The organism is Streptomyces sp. NPDC002619 (assembly GCF_042889305.1).
In the GTDB taxonomy this organism is placed as follows: Bacteria; Actinomycetota; Actinomycetes; order Streptomycetales; family Streptomycetaceae; genus Streptomyces.
In genome coordinates this window covers 1-19,396 of the sequence record NZ_JBIAQV010000037.1, presented here as the reverse complement: position 1 = coordinate 19,396, position 19,396 = coordinate 1, and the positions used below count along the sequence as shown (strand labels likewise).

At 69.1% G+C, this 19,396-nt stretch carries 15 protein-coding genes; 5 read left to right on the top strand and 10 right to left on the bottom strand.

What is annotated here, in order from left to right; genetic code table 11:
- Position 1 precedes the first annotated feature (1 nt).
- From ACFYXB_RS35790 to ACFYXB_RS35775, 4 genes are all read left to right on the top strand, one after another.
- A complete protein-coding gene (locus ACFYXB_RS35790; protein ID WP_389589207.1) occupies positions 2-1,171 on the top strand; it encodes a nucleotidyltransferase in 1,170 nt (389 codons plus the stop codon).
- Positions 1,143-1,580, top strand: coding sequence for a hypothetical protein (locus ACFYXB_RS35785; RefSeq protein ID WP_389589206.1), 438 nt, complete (start codon positions 1,143-1,145; stop codon positions 1,578-1,580). Before ACFYXB_RS35790 ends, ACFYXB_RS35785 begins: the two co-directional genes overlap by 29 nt.
- Positions 1,581-1,669: 89 nt before the next feature.
- Complete coding sequence (locus ACFYXB_RS35780) at positions 1,670-2,866, top strand: DUF3800 domain-containing protein (protein WP_389589205.1); 1,197 nt, start codon at positions 1,670-1,672, stop codon at positions 2,864-2,866.
- Positions 2,867-3,281: 415 nt separating this feature from the next.
- Positions 3,282-3,551 carry a hypothetical protein gene (locus ACFYXB_RS35775; protein WP_389589204.1) on the top strand — a complete coding sequence of 90 codons (270 nt, stop codon included), beginning with the start codon at positions 3,282-3,284 and terminating at the stop codon, positions 3,549-3,551.
- Positions 3,552-3,681: 130 nt separating this feature from the next.
- Here the strand turns inward: ACFYXB_RS35775 and ACFYXB_RS35770 are convergent, their stop codons facing one another.
- The 3 genes from ACFYXB_RS35770 to ACFYXB_RS35760 all read right to left on the bottom strand — a co-directional run bounded on the left by ACFYXB_RS35770 (position 3,682) and on the right by ACFYXB_RS35760 (position 8,775).
- Positions 3,682-3,810, bottom strand: coding sequence for a hypothetical protein (locus ACFYXB_RS35770; protein WP_389589203.1), 129 nt, complete (start codon positions 3,808-3,810; stop codon positions 3,682-3,684).
- Between the two features lie 57 nt (positions 3,811-3,867).
- Entirely contained in the window at positions 3,868-6,282 is a 2,415-nt protein-coding gene (locus tag ACFYXB_RS35765) for a UvrD-helicase domain-containing protein (protein WP_389589202.1), read from the bottom strand.
- Between the two features lie 591 nt (positions 6,283-6,873).
- Positions 6,874-8,775, bottom strand: a complete 1,902-nt coding sequence (locus ACFYXB_RS35760) for a Helicase associated domain protein (protein WP_389589201.1) — start codon at positions 8,773-8,775, stop codon at positions 6,874-6,876.
- A 545-nt stretch (positions 8,776-9,320) separates the two neighbouring features.
- Between ACFYXB_RS35760 and ACFYXB_RS35755 the strand changes: the two genes are divergently transcribed.
- Positions 9,321-10,334 carry a hypothetical protein gene (locus tag ACFYXB_RS35755; protein WP_389589200.1) on the top strand — a complete coding sequence of 338 codons (1,014 nt, stop codon included), beginning with the start codon at positions 9,321-9,323 and terminating at the stop codon, positions 10,332-10,334.
- A gap of 542 nt (positions 10,335-10,876) precedes the next feature.
- On the opposite strand, the gene ACFYXB_RS35750 is transcribed toward ACFYXB_RS35755, so the two are convergent.
- The 7 genes from ACFYXB_RS35750 to ACFYXB_RS35720 form a co-directional block, all read right to left on the bottom strand.
- Positions 10,877-12,076 (bottom strand): endonuclease domain-containing protein, encoded by a 1,200-nt coding sequence (locus tag ACFYXB_RS35750; RefSeq protein WP_389589199.1) that lies wholly within the window; start codon positions 12,074-12,076, stop codon positions 10,877-10,879.
- A gap of 134 nt (positions 12,077-12,210) precedes the next feature.
- On the bottom strand, positions 12,211-13,347 hold the full coding sequence (locus ACFYXB_RS35745; protein WP_389589198.1) for a hypothetical protein: 1,137 nt from the start codon (positions 13,345-13,347) through the stop codon (positions 12,211-12,213).
- A gap of 138 nt (positions 13,348-13,485) precedes the next feature.
- On the bottom strand, positions 13,486-14,511 hold the full coding sequence (locus ACFYXB_RS35740) for an AAA family ATPase (protein WP_389589197.1): 1,026 nt from the start codon (positions 14,509-14,511) through the stop codon (positions 13,486-13,488).
- Complete coding sequence (locus tag ACFYXB_RS35735; protein WP_389589196.1) at positions 14,508-16,661, bottom strand: transposase; 2,154 nt, start codon at positions 16,659-16,661, stop codon at positions 14,508-14,510. Before ACFYXB_RS35735 ends, ACFYXB_RS35740 begins: the two co-directional genes overlap by 4 nt.
- An 8-nt stretch (positions 16,662-16,669) precedes the next feature.
- The gene (locus ACFYXB_RS35730) at positions 16,670-17,341 is read right to left on the bottom strand and encodes a TnsA-like heteromeric transposase endonuclease subunit (protein ID WP_389589195.1); all 672 of its coding nucleotides are present in this window, start codon (positions 17,339-17,341) and stop codon (positions 16,670-16,672) included.
- Positions 17,342-17,804: 463 nt separating this feature from the next.
- On the bottom strand, positions 17,805-18,578 hold the full coding sequence (locus ACFYXB_RS35725; RefSeq protein WP_389589194.1) for a hypothetical protein: 774 nt from the start codon (positions 18,576-18,578) through the stop codon (positions 17,805-17,807).
- Between the two features lie 158 nt (positions 18,579-18,736).
- On the bottom strand, positions 18,737-19,342 hold the full coding sequence (locus ACFYXB_RS35720; RefSeq protein WP_389589193.1) for a hypothetical protein: 606 nt from the start codon (positions 19,340-19,342) through the stop codon (positions 18,737-18,739).
- Between the last annotated feature and the right edge of the window lie 54 nt (positions 19,343-19,396).

Below are 19,396 nucleotides of genomic sequence, written 5' to 3'. Positions count from 1 at the left end.
CGTGAACACGCTCCACCCGATGCGGGAGGCCGACACCGACTCCCTGGAACAGATGCTGTCCATGCTGCTCGACGGCGCGGTGGAAACCCTCGATATCTCCCCGGACCTCTACGACACCGCTGTTCGCCGTTACAAGGACGTCGGCACCTGGCTCGGCCTGCACGCGAGCCCGGACTACGAGATCTACTCGCAGGGGTCCTTCCTCCTCGGTACCGTCGTCCGCCCCCAAACCCCTACCGGCGAGTACGACATCGATCTCGTCTGCCGCATCCCGCTGCACAAGACGAGCACCACTCAGGACGATCTCAAGCAGCGAGTGGGCGACCAGCTCATCGCGTACCGGCGCTGGAAGCAGAACCAGGGCCACGGTGACGGCCCCGTCAGCCTGGAATCCCGCCGCCGGTGCTGGACCCTGGGATACACCGGCTTCCACCTCGACGTCCTGCCGGCCATCCCGGACGACGAACACCAGCCCACCGGCATCCTCTTGACGGACAAGAACCTGCACGTGTGGCAGCACGGCAACCCGATCGGCTACGCACACTGGTTCAGCGCCCGCTCCGAACTCTCTCACGCCCTTCTTGAGAAGCGCGCCAGTATCGCTGACGTGCCCGTCTGGCACATCCGCAGCACTCTCCAGCGCCTCGTGCAGGTACTGAAGTGGCACTGCATGACCTACTTCGCCGACGACACCGACAACCGTCCGCCATCCATCCTCCTCACCACCCTCGCCGGTCGCGCCTACCGCGGGGAGGACGACCTGTTTACCGCCCTGCGCAACGTGCTCGCCGCCATCCCCGGCTTCATCGAACGGCGCAACGGCCAGTGGAGGGTCGCCAACCCCGCCCACAAGGAGGAGAACTTCACCGACAAGTGGAACGAATACCCTGAGCGGCGCCAGGCCTTCACCACGTGGTTCGACGAGCTCACGGCGACCATGGACAATCTGTCCCGGATGCACTCCGAGGGCCTGGATACCGTCTACTCCTACCTCACCAAATCCTTCGACCCCGGCCCCCTGCAACACTCGTTCACCCGCTACGCGAACCGCATGAAGAACACGGCGGCCCAGCAGCGGATGAGCACCACGGGACTGCTCTCCACCACCACCGTCGGCCCGCGCAGGCGCCCCCAGACCTTCCATGGCCAGCACACCGACGCGCGCGATTAACCTCGCCCGGCAGATGGCCGCCGTCAAAGCGGCCGTCCCCACAGTCGAAGCGACGTTGCGCAGCGGCGAACTCGTCTGCATCCTCACTCTGCAGCCCACCCCCGTCAGCAGGCGCTACACGGTCAGGATCGCTTACCGCCACCGAGGCAACCCCCGTGTGAGCGTCATCGACCCGCCTCTGGCACTGCACCCGGACGCCACACACCTTCCGCACGTCTACGCCAGTGGCGACCTGTGCCTGTACCTGCCCGGGGAGTGGAACGATCACATGTTCCTCTCCCAGACCATCCTGCCGTGGACCTCGGCCTGGCTCCTGCACTACGAACTCTGGCTCATCACGGGCCGCTGGACTGGAAGCGGCGAAGAGCACGCCCTCCCGACAGCCTGGCCATCCAACGCCGGCCGGTGAACCAACCGCACCATCCCGCAGGCCCCACCGGGGCGGACGCCTGCGAAAGCGGGTTGTCGACGATGTCCGATCCGCCGACGATGTCCCCTGTGAGTGAACGCAACCACACGCGCAACGCGGGCACGGGCCTGCTCGGGCCGAACTTCAGCCGCCGCAACCGCCAGGAACCCACCGACGACACAGCCGGCGAACACCGCTGGATGGCCATCGACGAGTCCGGCTACCACGGCGATCAACTCCACGGCGGCGACCGCTACATGATCCTGGGCTCAGTGGCCATCGACGACGCCGAAGCCGCCGCGATCGTGGACACGCTGCGACGCGAGGCAGGGATCCAGAAGTCCGCGCCAGAGGTGAAGTTCCAAAAAATGTTCACCGGCGGAGGAGCCGGCCAGCGCCGCCGGCTCCTGAGCGAACTGCTGGGGCCGGGCGGGCCCTTGTACGACCGTGCTTCGGTGTACGCGATCGACAAGCACTACTTCGTCGCGGCCAAGCTCGTAGACCTCCTGCTGGAGGAGCGGTTCAACGCCCTGGGCTACGACATCGTCAGCAACGGCGTGGGCCGGCAGTTCGCCCTGGACCTGGCCACCGAAGGGCCCCGGGCCCTGGGTCGTGACGGCTTCGACCGGCTCATCGCTGCCGCCGTGGGCTTCTTTTCCAAGAAGAACCGCAAGGGCGCCCAGGTCACGGTCGACGACCTCTACGCCGTCATCCGGGAGTCCCACGCCTACGCCCGCCGCCGCAAGGCGCCCCAGGCGAAGAAAGCAGCAGAGGTCCTGGACATGCTGCGCAAGACCCGCCCAGAGGCCGAGGAGTTCGCCCGTGAGCGTCCGGCCGAGGCCATGCCGACCGGAGAGCACGGCCTTCTGGATGACACGATGGATCCCCTCGTCACCGCCGTGCCCACGGTCATCCTCCACGCGTCGATACGCTACGGCGGCAAGCTCCAGGTCCTCGCGGACGATCAGCGGCTGCTGACCGACGACAAGCTTGAGGTCCTTGAGCGCGGGGCCACTGCCGTGGGTCTGGTCCACGGTCTCATCAAGGGAAACCACCTCCAGGATCTGGTGCGTGGCCGCTCGGTGGACCACCCCTCCCTCCAACTCGCTGATCTGGTGGCGGGTGCGGGGCGTGTGGTTGCTCGGTGGCATGACGGCGAGGACGATCCTGCCGGAGACGACCTTCACCCGGTGGTGGCGCCGCTGGTGGATCCACAGGGAATGCTCATGGACGAAGGGCCTGAGGATTTCGCGCGGGTCGACTCCGCCCGCGCGAAACGCTGCTGACGCCGACGGGGTTCGGGAACCGGCCAGCGTGATTCGGGCGAGCTGGCCGGTGTGGTGCGGGAAGCCGGATGTCCCGTCGGCAATCCGCGCGCCACGTCGCCAGGGAGCGGACTCGCTGTGGACTGGGCTCTTCGGCGTTGGTGGAGGGTGGGTGTCAGCCGCAAGACTGCCTGCGCCCCCTGGAACGGGACCGGCCTGCCTCTCGTGGCCGGACAGACGGGGAAGCGGCAACTCCCGTGCCTCCACGGTCAGACAGGGCCCGCATGTGGGAGGGCATCGCCCTCAGGCGGCCAGGGCCGTTCCTGCGTGCAGGCCGCCGGGTAGGGCCCCAGCCTGAGGACTTGTCCCGGCGGTGTCAGCCTTCGCGGGGCGCTGCAGGGCTGTGCGGGCCTCGCCCGGAGTACCGGACCGCACCATGGACGATCATGATCTCGCGGGCGGACCAGGCGCGGTGACAGCCGTCGCACACCGTCTTGATCCACCCCGCTGGTACGTCATTGCGCGGCCGCGCCCGCCCCGGGCCTGCACAGAACTCGCAGAGTACGGCAGCATCCGCCTCGGCGGTCCTGATGAGCGGCGCGGCCGCCTCGCGGACAGCTCGCTCACCGAGATCGACCTGTACTCGCAGGCCCCCGAACTTCTCCTTCACCCCGATGGCCCGGTAGCCGGGACAGAGGGCGACTAGCTGGTCATGCAAGCGATACAGCACAGCGTGCCAGCCCGGGCCGACCGCCCTCAGGAGACGCGGAATCTGCACCACAGGCGGATCCAGCATCGGTTCTTGCGCGTGCACGGTCCTCTCCTCACCCGCTCTTTCAGGACACATCGAAGTCGGACTGCTCTAGCCAGCCTGTACTGCCTGCTCCGGCGATGGCCACGACACCGCACGTCAGCCAGATCATCGCCGGCAACAGATCGTCGTCCAGATCCTCTGCCACCTCCACGGTCGCTTCCCCGCCCCGGGAACTCCGATCACCGCCGACATCTGGCCTCCGGTCCAGTCAGGCTTTCTTCGACGATGCCGAGCGCTGCACTTGGCGAAGGTGAACGCGTAGCAGCGCGCGCAGCTGGGGCAGAGGAACGCGAGCGTCCAGAGCGTTGAGGAAGTCTGGGACGCTCCACGTGATCAGGGAGCCGTGGCGGGAAAGGTAGAGGCCAACCCGGTCGATGGCGTACGCGTTGTCGTAGTCGAGCAGCAGGTATCCGGTGAGCTGTTGTACCGCGGAGCGTTGGATCGTGTGGGGGCGGGTGGTGGCCTTGCAGTCGATCAGCAGTCCTCCCACGATGAAGTCCGCGTCGGCCCCGCCGAGGTCACTGCTGCCGGTGAACACCGGTCCGCACACCCGCTGTTCGTCCGGCAGCTGCCTCAACGGCGTGAAAGGCTGCTCGGCGAGCGCCATCTGCTCGGCGATGTCATCCAGTACATACACCGGGACCGCCGCGGTCAGCTGGGCCAGGGTGGTGCGCGCGTTGGCGTGGGCGAGCAGGTTGCGGCGCCGGGAGAAGACGCCGTTGCGATAGACGGCCTCATAGAACCCGGCCACGTGACACAGCCGGGTCAGTTCCTGCTCATCCAGCCGGGGTGCACCTTCCAGGTGGGCGTGGAGCCGGGCGAGCAGCCGGATACCGGCCGTGTGCAGAGCCATCCGCACCTCGGGTGCGGGAGCACCGTCAAGCGGGACGGTACTGCCAAGAAGCTGCACGCCGGCCGCCACCGCGCCTCCCGGGCCGCAGCCGAGGGCAAGCCGGAGGCGGTAGTCGATGGTGCGCCCCAGAGCGGCATAGTCGGGGCGCCGCTCGTCCATCGGCTGTACCGCAGGCGGAAGCCCCCGGGAGCGTTGCAGGTACGAGCCGACCACCCGCTCCGTATGCGGCAGATGCCGGGCCAGGAACACCGACATCGGCGAGTACGGGTACTCCAGCTGTGCCGTCAACGGCAGCGCAGCCAACGGCACACCGTCCGCCGTCTTCGTCACGGGCCCGCGCGAGGCCTGCCGGATCTGGGCCTCGGCCCACTGGATCCCCGTGGTGTCCAGCACCTCGCGTGCCCGCGTCACCGCCACGTAGATCAGCCGTGCCTCGGCCGGATGCACGCCCCGGGCCCGGGGCTCGTCCGCCGACGGTGCGAATCCGTCCCCGATCCGCACCCGCCGCCACTCGCGGCCCTTGGCCTTGTGCACCGTGGACACCACCACCCGCGCCTGGTCCTCGTCGACCATCCGCTTAACGGCCGCGATGATCTGCTGCGGCCCGTAGGTATCGACCAGCTCAACGATCGCCTTCAACTCCGCCGCCGCAGAGTCCTGTTCGGCGTACTCCTGCACCTCGCCCCAGGACGAGAACAAGAACAGCTCATGATGTGAGGTCCGCCGGCCTGCCTGCAGATCGATCGCCGCCTCAGCGATCTTCAGCAGAGGCTTGCCGCCCCCGGCCAGCGCAACCGGCACCCCCTCCTCGATAAAGCGCAGCACCTGCGCGAGCGCGTCCGCGTTCCCCCGGCACAACACCGCATCGGGGACCTCCACCCGTCCGAGCCCCGAGGCCTCGCCGGCGTGTCCGGTCAGCTGCATCGTCGACGAGGCAGCCCGCAGCCACCGATTCGCCACCTCCGCGATCGCCGGGCCGAACCGGAACGACTGCGTCAACTCCAGCCGCTGTCCCGGAAAACTGCTCATGATGTCCTTGGCATGCCGCCACTCATAGATCTGCTGCGCCGGATCCCCGACACACACCCGCTGCGCGTTCTGCGCCAGAAAGATCTCCTCCAGGACCGGGTTGGTGTCCTGCGCCTCGTCCAGCAGAATAAAGTCTGTCGACAGCCTCGGCCGTGTCAGCGCCCACATCTTCAGGTAGTGGTCGTGCTGGAACGGCAGCTTTCCTGTGGGCGAGCAGATGTCCTCCCACGCCCACCGCGCCCGCTTCAGCAGCACCTCCGCCAGATACTGCGCACCCTGATCATCCAGCCCGTTCACCGGCCCCAAGTGCCGGGCAGCCACCTGCTCGTCCGTGCTGTAGCAAAAGCGCCGGACCATCTCCATCACGAGCCGCGCCAGCGTCGTCGCCCTCAGCCGCCGCTTGCCCACCGCCAGGTCCCGGTCCAGCCCCAGCAACTGCGCCGTACGCTTGAGCGGCATATGGCGAGAGGCGTCGAGCCGATCCTGAAACTGGCGGCCTACCGCGCGGTGCGCCAGCGAATGCGACGTACGGCATTCCACGTTCGGTCCGAACCGGCCCTTGGCCTCGTCAGCGATCGGTTTGTTGAAGGCCACGTACAGGCCCCGCCGCCGCGTCACCGAGCCCATCATCACCAGCGTTGACGTCTTTCCCGTACCGGCGCCAGCCACCAAGGCCAAGTTCTGGCCCGCGGCGAACGCCTCCCGGGCCGCCTCCTGTTCAGCCGTCGCCCTCAAGGCCACGCCGCACGTCCCTTCCACCCGCACTGCGAGTCATTTCAGCCCTCGGGCCTGGCTCCGGCCGCGAGCGATCAGCATGGCAGCGCCCACTGACACCACGTCGCTTCACATGAGACATGCGCGCGAAATCTCGAAAAGGCGGCCGATTTTTGATGCGACGGTCCCTCCGTCTCGCAGCCAACGACCCCGATGCCGCAGTCGCCGGTTTCATGGTCAGTGCGGTGCGCAAGGAGAAAGGGAATCTCGGCACGTGTCAATCCGCACCAGGCCGGCCACGTGCCGACTATCTGACGAAGAAAAACTGCCGACGTCCGGTGGTCGGCAACCCGGTTGGAAAAACCTGCGTGTGCTCTTCAGTCTCCGTGCGCCGCAGACAGGGCTGTACTTTGGCCGGAGGACCGGACCACACTGCCGATGATCATGACCTTGCGGGCGGGCCATGCCGCACGACGGTTGTCGCACATCGTCTCGTTCCGCCCCGGCAGACCTCTCACCCCGGCCGCCGACTGACAGCCGAGGCTCGCGTGCGCGCCACCCGCTGTCCTCGCCATCGGACGCACACCACGTCCTTGGTGCACGCGGTTACGGTTCTCTTCATGCAGACAAATCGATGTAGGCGGCAAGCCGTTGCTGCCAGATGGCGTCCTGTTCAGGCAGGACAGCGCGGCAGATTCGCTTGAGGGTGCCGTCGTCGCGCCAGAGAAGAAAGCGGCGCCGGCAGGTCAAGAAGGGGCCCAGAGCCGGGGGAAGACGCGTCCACGCCTGCGTGGTGCAGGCGATGTGGACGATGGCTTCCAGGATCTGCCGTTCGCTGCGGGGGCGGCCACCGGTGTGGGGACGGGTGGGCAGCAGCCCAGACAGGGACTGCCAGGCGACATCGCTGATCCGCGGCTGCCACATCGGCACCCCACCGGTCGGCGACAGCAGCTCATCGACCAGACGCCGCTGCTCTGACAACAACAGTGTCCGTCGCGCACTCTGCTCACGCAGCCAGGCGGCGGCATGCTCGTCGTTCGGGGCGCCTGGCCACCACTCAACACCGTCCGGGAGCCCGGTCAGGTGGTAGCGGCAGGCCCACCACATGCGTTGCCAGGCCACTGGCCAGGGCGGGTTCCACCATGCATCGAGGTCCGTCAGACGGTGTCCCAGCCGAGTGGGCCGGCCGAGGCTGCGCTGCCGCTGGCGTTGATTTCTGAGCCAGGTCCCCAGCGCGAAACTGTCCACGATGGTGGGCTGAGACACGGCGAGGTGGCCGTGACGAACAGAGTAGGCATGCGCGACAGCCAGGCCATCGGCGACCGGACGCCGCCGCCCGGACCACATGTGGAACAGCTCGACCTCGCCCGTAGACAGCCCGAGCTCAGCCAGCAGCATCCGCTGGCCATCGTGCAACTGCCCGTAGCAGGCGATCTGGTGGCGCAGCCACCGCTGAAGCCAGCGCGGCAGCCCGGCCAGGTTGTCACCGCCGTGCACCAGCCCCTGCTCGTGCACGTGGCCGCGGGCGCGATACCAGGCACGCTGCCAGTCGACAGGCCACGGTGGGTTCCACCATGCATCCAGCTCTAGAAGCTGCTCCGCCTGCTCCGCGGTCAGTGATGCGGCCTCGGCACGCCGGTTGGCCAGCCATCGCCCCAGATCGAACCCCTCCTGCACCCGGCCACTGGTGTGCGCGACGGCTAGATGCCCGAACCGCTCCACATGAAGACGGGCCTGCTCAAGGCCTTCGGCGAACAACTTCACATGCCACTGCTCCAGACCCCGGCCGTGCCCGGCACGCCGCGGCACCGCCAACTCCGCCTGCCACCCTCTCTGACCCGCCGGCCCGCCACGCTCTGCCGTACCTAAACTCTCGCCCGCACCAAGATCTGCGCCTACTGGGTCTGCCAGCAGGCGCAGACCCACTCCCACCTCCACCGGCCGGTGCGCGATGGGTACCCACCACACACCAGACCGCCCCTGTCGCGGCAATGTCCCCGCCGGACGGGGCTGGTCACGGACCACCGCCTGCGCCCAGGACGCCAACGGCCCTCCTTGGCCATCCGCCTCCAACTCGACCAGCCACACCCGTCCCAGACGCTCGCCCAACGCGGCAGAAAACTGTTCACCGCTACCTCGGCCACGCACCAGACCACCCGAACCGTTCCCGGCGGCCAACTGCTGCATCCGCGGGTCCACCAGCACCCTCGCCACCGCGACGATCTCCGGGAACACCACCACGTCCCGCACCAGCAGCCGCCACTGCTGCACGCCCCAGCCTGCCGGATCCGGACACCACCGGCGCGTAGCTGCCACCACCTGCTCCAGACGCGACCCCCACGCCGCCTCCCGCTCCCAGAACTCCTCCTGCTCCCACCACCCGCACACCACGGCACGGGCCAGCTCGAACACATCACGGGGCACCGCGCCAGCCGCTACTCCAGCCCGTGCCACCCGGCCCCAAACACGCAGCGCCCGGACCAACTCCGCCACCAGATCCCCGGCATCAACAAACTCCACCGGATGCCCCTCACCCACATCCAGCAGCCACCGGCCATGCCGCACACACAACCGCCGCCACCGCCGCCGGTACGCCCACACCCGCCCTCCACCGCTGCCCCGCCGGGCCGCGCACAGCCGGCAGCCGAACACCACCGGCCCCCACTCCGAAGCCCCCGCCCGCCACCTCGCCCACCCCTGCCCATCCCCACCACTGTCGGCCAACACCGCAGGCCCGGCGGCCCAGGACGGCAACGCCCGCGCCAGATGCCCTGCTGACACGCGACACCATCCGGCCAGTTGCCCCTGCGCCACCTCGTCGAGGAACACCTCGCCGTCGGGACGCACACCACGTCTTCGGGGCACGGGGTTCACCCACCGCCACCATGTCATCAGGTCGGTCACCGGCAGCCGGTAGGCGGCCGCCACCCGGTGCAGAAAAGACCACGTCGTTTCCCCCTGAACAGGTGTCACCCGCAAGACCGCCTCCTGGTACTGGCCGACGTGCTCCCTCCGCAACCGGCGCTAGTCTGCCGCAGGCGCGAGATAACCAGGGGGTACTGAGGGTGGTGCAGCCTGACGAATTCGAAGTCTGGTACACAGCAGAGGACTTCCCTGACAGCTTCCACAAGACCGGTCGTATGGTCTTTACCGTCGAAGCACTGGCTCATGCTCTGTTCGTCACAGGCAGAGCACCACAAGACCAGGCAGCCTTCGGCTGGACATCCGTCTACGAGTGGCTCCACCGTGTTGCCTTGATCCCGGCGTACATCCGTCGCGCGCCCACAGGCCGCCTCACACGCTCGGACCTTGCTCGCGAACTCGACCGGTCGGAGAAGGTGGGACTGTCCTACACGCTGGGACAGGGAATGACCGGCATCTTCAGCCAGCAGGTGATCTCGGTGCGCTTCCTCATGCACGTGGACCGGTACGCCGCCCGCTACGGAATCCGCTTCGCTGCGAACACCCGCCGACGTGCTGATCTCTTCGGAGAAAGAGAGACAGGTGGATGGGTCGTTGCCGAGGCTAAAGGACGCTCAGGGAACATCGACGACGAGCTCAAAGAGACCATGCGTGCCCAGAAGCGAACGATCCGATCGGTAGGTGGTGAACCCCCCGCCCTGGCCTACGCCTGCGCCGCTCATTTCCCTCAGTACAAGGGGATACCGGACCACCTGAAGCTGCACGCCGTGGATCCGGTTGAAGACGAGTTCGAAGCCATCGACCTGCCCGTGGACCGCAACAGATTCGCCCTGGCCTACTACGAACCCTTCCTTGCTGCGCTGGACACGGGCCAGGAGGAGCCCATCACCGACGGATACCAGGTTGCCTCCTTCGGCCCCTTCAGAGCCAGCATCGGTGTCTTGGACGTAGTAGTCCAGAGAGTTCAACAGGCAGGCCAGGGCCGCCTAGACGGTCTCTACCAGGACGTTGTAGAGCTTCTCGAAACCCATCTGGCAACCGCCAGACCTGCCAACCGGTTCACGGACGGAACGTTTGTGACCACCAAGTGGCAGGAAGCCCTCAACCACGACGACTGGAGCGCCGAGGAGGGCGAGGGGTTCTACGGCTGGCGGTGAAAAGCCAGGACGGCAGACGTCTTCGTCGCAGAAGCGGCGGCACGAGGGCCCTGCGGCGAGGACGAAGCATCTTTCTGCAAGAGAAGCGACCTGAGGAACGCATCGAGTCGACACCTGGCGCAGGTCCCTGCTGCCTCTGCCCGCTGACGTCCGGCCTGGACCGTTCGCCGACAGACCTGACGCCGGTGCTGCGAAACGGCTGGACGAACGGCGGGACGTGCCGGTCGTCGTGGTACTGGGAGAACGTGGTGCAGGTAAATCCGTGGCCCTGCAGCTGGAAGAAGCAGCCGGGGTTGTCTTGCTGGCCGACGCTGGGCAGGTCAGACAAGCGCTCCTGGACCAGGCACCGAGCGGGCGAGAGGAGCCCGGGGCTTCTCTCGCCCGTCAGCGGTGGCGTTCGAAAGGTGCAAGCCATAACGTGTCGCGTTTCGTTGATGCCCGGCAGAAGGCGGCGCCTGTGCTGCGTTCTGCCGGGCGCCCGGCCCACGGGCGGACTCGGGGGGAGAGAAGTTCAGGAACAGAGGCGATGAGGGGACGGGCCGTCAGGCGGATTCCTGGCCGGGGGCGTCGGCATCGGCGTCCAGGGCTTTGTCGACGAACTCCCGTACCAGCTGCCTGACCTGGGCGGCCGGTACGACCTGCTCCCACCGGGGTGCAGACGCGCACCGCCAGCAGCGGAGCCGGAAACGGATCGATCCGTCTTCCTCCACCGAACCCCACGCGGAGTGGGGCTGCTGTGCGCACGGGCCGTGAGGGTCGAACACGAACGTCTGCAGCACGATGTCGGACTGATGGTGCGGCGGCACGGTCCTGTCGCGGCGGCAGCCGTCGCACAGCAGGAGGTGGCGGACCGCGCCCGGCCGGTGGATGAACTTGTGGCCGCCGCCTTCGTAGGTGTTGCAGCTGGCACACACCGGGCCGCGCACGAATCCGTGCGTGTGGCAGTGGTCCCAGTACACGGCCTGCCGCGGACCGGGACACAACCGGCACAGGAACGCCTCCGGCTGCGAGTTCTTCAGCAGCGACGCATACGGCCGACCGCGCAGATGGTCCTTGTAGGGGCGTGCGACGGAGGTGGCGCACGCGGGGCACAGGGTGGTGTAGCCGCTGTTGCTGGACGTGCGCCACTTCCAGACGTCCCCGGTGGCGTTGCAGCGGCTGCATCGGGCGGCCTGTTCGACACACTCCGCGGCGATCTGGTCCGCCCGGTCGAGAAGGGCGGCGTAGGCGCGCGGCACCATCCAGGCGGTGCCGGACCACGTCAGCAGCGGCAGGGGGCTGGTGCACGCGATGGGCCACCGGCCGTAGCGTTCCTTGACCTGCTCGAAAGTCGCTCCGCACCCCAGTCCATGGCGGTTGGGCCGGGTAAGGTGGCACGGCCGCTGCCCTTCACAGCGGCAGCCGTTGGCGCTCTGGTCCCGGTAGGAGATGTCGTCGAACCAGCGCAGGATCTGCGCGCGCCACGTCCGATCGCGCTCGGAGGACGAGAGACGGGCGTCGACCAGGTCGTCCGGATCGAACGGGAGAGAGGCGAGCCGTTCGCCGGCCTTGCGGATGTCCCGGTCGTCCAGCCGCCACCGGCCCTTGTACTTGTGGCCGCGGACGGCGGTGTCCCCGATGAGGACGTGGTTGCTGATCTGGAAGGTGTAGCGGGACAGCGAGGCGGGCGCTGCGGGGACGGGGCAGCCCTCAGTGAGTTCCGCCAGCAGCCGGTTGGCGTACTCCGGGCTGATTGGTGCCATGGTGTGTCTCTCCTTTATGGGGGGGAAGCGGGCGGGGCGGGGGCGTGCAACGAGGGGCGGTCCGCGGACGCCGACGTGATGCAGTCCGGGCCGGGGACGGCGGGTGGGGGAGCCGGGGACGGGGCCGGGAGACGTCACGGGCGCGGCACCGGCCCGGGCCGCGTTGAGGGCACCGGTTCCCAGCCGCCAGTCAGGAAGGCTGCCCCGGCCTCTTCCCAGACGGTGCGGGGACGGCGGTCGGTGAGGAAGCCAGCGCGGTCGCTGTACTCGGTGGGCCGTGCCGCCGTCCGGTGCACCGTCCACAAGCCGTCACTGTTGGTGCCGGTCGCAGCGGTGAGCCGGTGCAGCCACCGATCGAGCGGATCGGTCCGTACGGCTGTCCTGGGCCTGGTGCGGGTGTATGCGATCAACCAGTCCGCGAGCCACGGCCTGTCGGCCTGGCGGCTGATTTCCCGGAGCAGCAATTCCGTTGCGGCGGCGGCCCCTTCGGCCGCGGCGGTCTCACGCAGCCGCTGCTGCCAGCGCGCGGCGCCGAGCAGCCGGGCCACGGCGATCGTCTCCGGGTAGGACACCAGCGCATGCGGCACCACGGCCGCCGGCCTGCACCCCGTGACCGCGGCCAGCCGACGTACACGGTCCTGCCAGACCGTCTCGGATCTCCACCCCTGTACCTGCCACGACCACACCACCGCCGCGGCGAGCGCCACCACGTCTGCGGCATCCGGACGGGCCCGCACGAGAGCGGCATGGCGGCGGTGAGCGGTGAGAACCTCGGGCAGGGTCTCCAGCGGAATGTTCGCCGGCCTTCCAGAATGCGCGAGGAGCCAGCGCCGGTGACGCCGGCAGACGTGCCCGGCCGTTCCCGGGTACACCAGCACGGTCTGCCCGGCCCGCCGGGCCCGCCCGGTGCACGGAGCGCAGGCCCCCACCCATGCCTCGCACGGTGCGTACCAGGCGGCCCGCAGGATGTCGTCGTCCACGAGCCGGTCGTGCGCGGCAGCGAGGCTGGGCAGCAGGGTGGTGAGCCGGGCCCGGGGCACGCCGGTGAACCGGGCCAGGGCCGCCTGCGCGGGGGTGTTGAGAAACAGTTCCAGGCCGGTCCCCGGGGTGCCCGTCACCTGCACGCTGTGCGGGCTGCCCAGGACGGCCCGCAGCAGGTCCTGGGCCGGAAGGCCGAATCCGGCGGTCATCCTGCGTATCCACGAGCCGGTCAGCTCCTGCTCGACGGGCGGGCGCTGGGCGGGTGCTGGGCGGGGGGACTGCACCGGCATGGTTCCTTTGCGGTAGACGGCGACGAGGGCGCCGGGGACGGGGGCGGTCCCCGGGGAGCCTTCGAACGGGGGGAGCGGGGCCGCGGTGGTGCGGCGCCGGGAGCCGCACCACCGCGCGGCTTCGCGGGCGGCGGGCGGCTAGGGGGTGGGGCGCTGCCGGCGCGTGGCGCGTGCCGCGTTCGTGGCCTGGGCGTCGAGCACCACCTGCGACAGGAGCTTCTTCGTGACCGCGTAGCTGCCGTCCACGATGGAGCGGATCGCGGCCTCCCGCACCAGGAGGGAGAGACTGGCCATCACACCGCCGGTGAGCAGGTGGATGTAGTCGGCGTGACGGACCAGCGTCCCGGGGCGGTGCCGGGCCAGCCGCAGCGCTCCCTCCATGCCCTGCAGCAACGCGCGCCACGCCTTCTTCTGCTCGGACGTGCCGTTGAGCAGCGGGGGAGTGCGCAGGACCTTGCAGCGCGCGGCGAGCTGGGCGCTGCGCGGCCCGGTCAGCAGCGGCGAGCGCTCCACATCGACACCGGCCAGCACGAACGTCGCGGGCACCCGCTCCGCGAGGGTCTTGACCTGGTCGGAGGTGTCGGCGCCGGGCCGGGTGCGGGTGTTGAGCTGGTGGACGTCGTCGAGGAACACCAGCCGGGTGCGCCGCTCGCACAACACGTGGCACACGGCGTTGGTGATGGTGTTCTCGGTCATCCGGTCGTGGACGGGGATACCGGCGAACCGGGCCAGGACCTGGACAAGGCTCTTGGGGGTGCAGGTGGGCGGGATGGAGGCGAACGCCACGGGCATGTAGCCCTCGCGGCCCGCGAGGCGGCGCCGCTCGCTCAGCTCGAAGGACCGGCCCAGTTCGGCGAGCGTGGTCGACTTTCCCGCCCCGGGAGGCCCGGACACGATCAGGCCGCGCCGGGCCGTGCTCCGCTGCCGGTTGTTCACCAGCAGCGTCAACTTGAGCTGGGTCAGCGCCTGTTCCATGGACCTGGTCTTGAGGACGACGAACTCGGAGTGGTAGTCCAGCAGCGCTTTGCGGCTCCAGCACGGGTCGTCCACCGGGGGCGCGGGCACGCGCGAGCGGGACACTTCCGCCTGCCACAGAACCCAGTTGGTGACCGCACCGGGGGCAGCCTCGTCGTCGAAGAAGCCGTCGTCTGCGGCAGTGGTCACGGCAGCCACTGGTCGTCCTCCGGGTCCGCCTCGTCCAGGACGAGACCGCCGCCGGGCCGGCGGGCCCCCCACGCGTCGTCGGGCGAGCCGAAGACGTCGTCACCCTCGTCCACGCCCCCGTCCTCGTTTTCGTCGGGGACGGTCTCGTCGTCGATGTCGGGCACGGCGTAGACGCCGGCGAGCCCGAACGACGGCGCGGGCACGTCCAGGACGTTGAGCTCGCCCTCGGGCACGGGCACCGCGCCCGCGGCGCGGGACTTCGCCACCGCCCGCCGCTCCGCGGCGGACAGCTTCTCCTTGCGGGCGGCCCGTTTGAGGAAACGGTCCAGGGCCAGGGCCAGTTCGGCCTCGTGCTGTTCGCGTGAGCCGGTGCGTTCGACCACCTTGCAGATGTGCTCCCAGATGTGGTGGGTGAACGGCAGGCCGACCGAGGTGGCATGGATCCACGCCACCTCACGGAACCCCTCCGGCAGCCGGACCCAGATCCGCGCGGGGTCGTAGGGATTGTGGTGCACCTCCCACAGCCCGTCGTGGGAGCGCACCCCGGAGTCCTGCCCGCGGTGGCCGTTGAGGCAGGCGCCGTCGTAGGTGCGGTAGTCGAAGCGGATGCCGGCGTCCGTGATCGGCTGCCAGCGCACCGGCAGCAACTCCACGAAGTCGTCCGCCGACAGCGGCACCGGCACATAGCCCGCAACCGGAAGCAGCGCCGCCCACATCTGGTTGGGTGTGAGGGCCTTCTTCGGCATCAGCGGGTGGCGCAGTCCGTCGTGCGGGCGGTGGTGCCAGTGGATGAGGAACTCCTCCCACAGCGCCTGGATCTCGGACACGGTCCACAGCCGCTCCTGGTCGACGCGTGAGCCGCGCTCGCCCACGTTCGAGCCGGTGAAGCCGGGCAGCCACTGGCAGAAGTCGGTGCTGATCGAGCCGTACGACCGCTCCACGTGCCCCTTGGCCGGCCCGTTGGCCGGAGGCACCGGCTGCAGGGAGATGCCCAGGCTCTCGCACGCGGCCCGGGTGGCGGGAGAGACGAACACCTTGCCCTGGTCGACGACGACCGTCTCGGGCACGATCACCGGGCGAGCCGCCGCATCTTTCAGCCGCTCGTCCACCGCGGTCAGCCGTTCGTGCGGCACGGCCGATGCGGCCATCGACAGTGCTGCGTCCCAGCCGGGGCGCATCGTCATCGGCGTCATCATCTGCGCCAGCAGCACCGCGACATCGGTCAGTTTGCTCCCGACCGGCCGCAGCACCCCCCACAGACCGCGCATGGCCACATCCACGGCGGTGGTCAGCTCCAGCCGCCCCACCACCCCGTCGTCCAGGACCACCAGCACATCCATCGGCGAGCTGTCCAGCATCACGATCTCACCGGGCCGCAGCGCCAGCGTCGGCTTGAACGGCGGGGCCGGGCGCGCGGCACGGGCGCGGCGCTGCGCCACCGTCCCCTGGAGCCCGAGAGATGCCTCCACGGCGTCGAGGAGCTTGTTGAACGTGGACTTGGCAGGCACCTCGACCCTCCCCTCGCCGTGCTGCGCGTCCAGCCACCACTGCGTCTCCCGCCGCATCCGCTTCTTCCACCCCCGCGAGCGGGAACGCAAAGCCTCCTCGGGCAGCAGGGCACGCAGCGCCTCCACCACCTGGGGATCGGCCCGGTCCAGCCGGGTCGAGCCGCGCCGTTTGGCGACCAGCCCCCACACCCCGTCGGCTCGGTAGCGCGTGCGCCACCTGCGCACGGTCGCCCGGCTCACGTCCGACCAGCCCTGCGCGGTCAGTTCATCGGCCTTCGCCTGCTCGCGCTGTGCCAGCGTCCGTGATGCGGGGTCGTACTGGGGCTTCACCGTGCCCTTGCCGTTCGGCACCGGGTATCCGGTCTCCACCTCGCGGACGTGCCGCTCCACATCGAGCGCGCGCAGCTGCTGGTCCTCGGGCACGGTCGACAGCAGGCCGGTCTGCGGCACCCGCAGACGCGGGCCGGCCGCCGGGCCGAAGCCGGGATCCGCCAGCAGCTCGGCCAGGCCGAACACGGCCAGGGAGCCGTCGCCATCTGTGTCGGCCAGCCAGATCCGTGCCCCGGACGCCATGGCCCCCTCGATCCCGGCGACGGTCCACTCCCGGCCGCCGTGCCGTACGGTGGCACCGACTGCGAGCACCGGCCGGCTCATCGCTCTGCCCCCGCCCGCGCGGCCACCGCGATGACCCGCTCGTGCAGCACACGCTCCAGCGGCACACTCAGCACGCCGGCCCACAGGGCGTGGAACACCGGCGGCCACACCGCGATCGGATCGCCCAGCAGCCGCACCCCCTCCACCAGAGGCCGCGGCGTGCGGAAACAGGCGGCGACCTCCGGCAACCGGTCCTGCCCACACCGCGGATGCCGGTAGCCGGCCAGCCAGCGCACGTTGGCCTCCACCTCCCGGGGCGGCGGACCGACCAGCCGGTAGTGCCAGCCCGCCGCAGCCGCGGCGGCCTCAAGATGCGCGGCCCGCCGCACCAGCCGGTGCCCCGCCCCGAAACGGCCCACGCAGTCCACCAGCAGTCCGCTGCCGTCCGCCAGCCGCGCCATCAGGTGCGGGGCGTGGCGGACGGTCTTGCCGCCCCGGCCCTGCCACAGCAGCTCCACCGGCCGGCAGGCCAGTGCCACGACCTGTGGGTCATGGTCCAGCATCATGACCTGCGTGCGCATGGCCTTGAACCCGTAGTGGACTAGACGCTGGTTGGTCGCTGACCACCACCAGCCCGGCGCTACACGGCGGCCCTTGAGAACTGGGAACTGCAGTACCGGTAGGCACTCCTCCAGCAGCCGCTCGCTGGAAGCCTCCAGCCACGGCATCTCATGTTCGGTACCCGACGGGTCTACGAACCGTGCCGTCATGCGGGCCGGATCCGCCAGACGACGTTGGCCGCCGCAAAGCGGCGTGGAGCCAGGCTGCCGCCGTCTTGTAAATGACGAAGTGAGCACGAACAACTCCCTTTTGAGCAGGTTGAATTCGGATCCGGCACCGTTCGGCGGCAGGGTGTCCGCATGGCGACGGGCCAGGGGGGAACGGTCTGCTGTTGGCGAGGACCGGTACAGGCCACACCGCACCGATGCGCGGCGCCCACGCATCAGGTGTGAGAGGGCAGGTTTCAATACGTGGCGAAGAAGGCCAGCTCGACGAAGGTTTACGGGTGACAGCTGCCGTCGGCGGATTACGGCAGCACTCCGCAACGCGTGCGATGGCCTGCTCAGACCGCGCACAGCCGGGCCTGCCTCAGAGTTCCGCGGCGTGGATCGGCTGCAGGGTCAGTGAGGATCAGGTGGCCGGGGCCAGTTCCAGGAACTGAGTCAGATTGTCGAGCACGGCGCAGTAGCGGTCGGCAGCCAACTTCCGCAGTTCGCTGTTAGTCAGTCCGAACAGGGCGGCCGGCTCCGGAAGCGGAACCTGCTCGGGAGCCGGCCGCGGTGCGGAAAACGCCGGACCTCCGGTACCTGCGACTGCAGCCAGCGCCGGGGCAGGCCACACCAACCCGTGTCGGCCACGGTGCACCAACAACGCCAATACCAGCCACTCAACGAGATACACCCCGCGTCGCGGCTTGCCCGGCAGATCGCCTTGGAGGCGCTTCGCCAGGAGCTCCACGGGCACCGGAGCGTCACGCATCGAATCCCACGCAGCCGTCGCCCAACGGTGCGGCAGAAACTGCGCCTGCAGTAGCAGCCGCGCCTGCGTCTCATCCTCCCGCCACCGCTGCGCGATGGCCCAACCGGCGTCGGTCACGGCGAACTTGCCGCGCGCGCCGGTGAACAATCCCAACGAGGTGCAAAAGCGCAGCGTTTCGGTGGCGGTGTCGGCACTTACCGATTCCTGGCGGGCGAGGTCCGCGCTGGCGATCGTGCGCTGGTCTACGCCGCTGCTCTCGGCACCGGCACACAAGAGCGCCACCTGCCGCTGGACATTCGCACGATCGCTTGGGAGCGTCGGGCCCTCGTGCAAGGAGTCGGAGTCGTGTGCCGTTCCGTGCTCGCCGGAGATGGGTGAAGTGCCCGGATGTCTGGCCGAGTCGGGATGGGAGAACAGATTTTCCATATGCGTGAGGCCTCTTTCAAACACGTGGGGATGACACAGAGCGCTCCGCCGCCGACACGCTCGGTATAGTGGCGGGGCGCGTGAGGCCCAAACCATGCGCACCGTGACGCCGCCGGATGGCACTCCGGCGGTGTTCACGCATGTTCGGGACTGGTTCCTCAGCGACTACCAGGTATGTCCGAGGTGCGGGTGCTGAGTCGATACACGCCGGCGCAGGGCCGCACGAGATCCCCTCGCTTCACCAAGCGCGTCAGCTCCGGATTGGTGTTCTTGACGTTCACATCCGGCCGTACACGCCGAATGTGCTTCGTGATCTCTTTCGTCGTGGCCTCCCCCTGCGCCCTCAGGAGTGCACGGATCGCATCAGCCACGGTCACTCGTGTACCGGCCTCTCCCTCGTTGCCAGCCTCCCTCGCGGCTACGCGGTCAGCGGCCTGTGTCGTTCCATTGCCGGAACGACGCTGCTCGATGCGCTTGTCGATGGTGGCGAGCAGTGCGCCGGAACTGCTCGCCATGCCGGCAACAAGGTCCTTCTCAGCCTGTGCTGCTGCCAGTTCAAGCGCCGCCGCCTGCACGCGCTGCGTAGCCGCTTCCAGCCGCGTCTTGTCCTCGGCTGCCAGCTCTTCGGCTTGGAGCCGCATGCGCTGCAGGTCACGCAACTGCACAGCCCACCCCTCCCTCCGGCCATCGAGCAAGCTCTTGCGAGGGGCGACATTAGCGGTCGGGCCTTCCCCCGTGAAGGTGGGCACGCGGTTATTGATCACGCGGCGAGCGTGAGTTTAGCGGTGTGGTGTCGGTGTTCGTATTCGTTGGGGCTG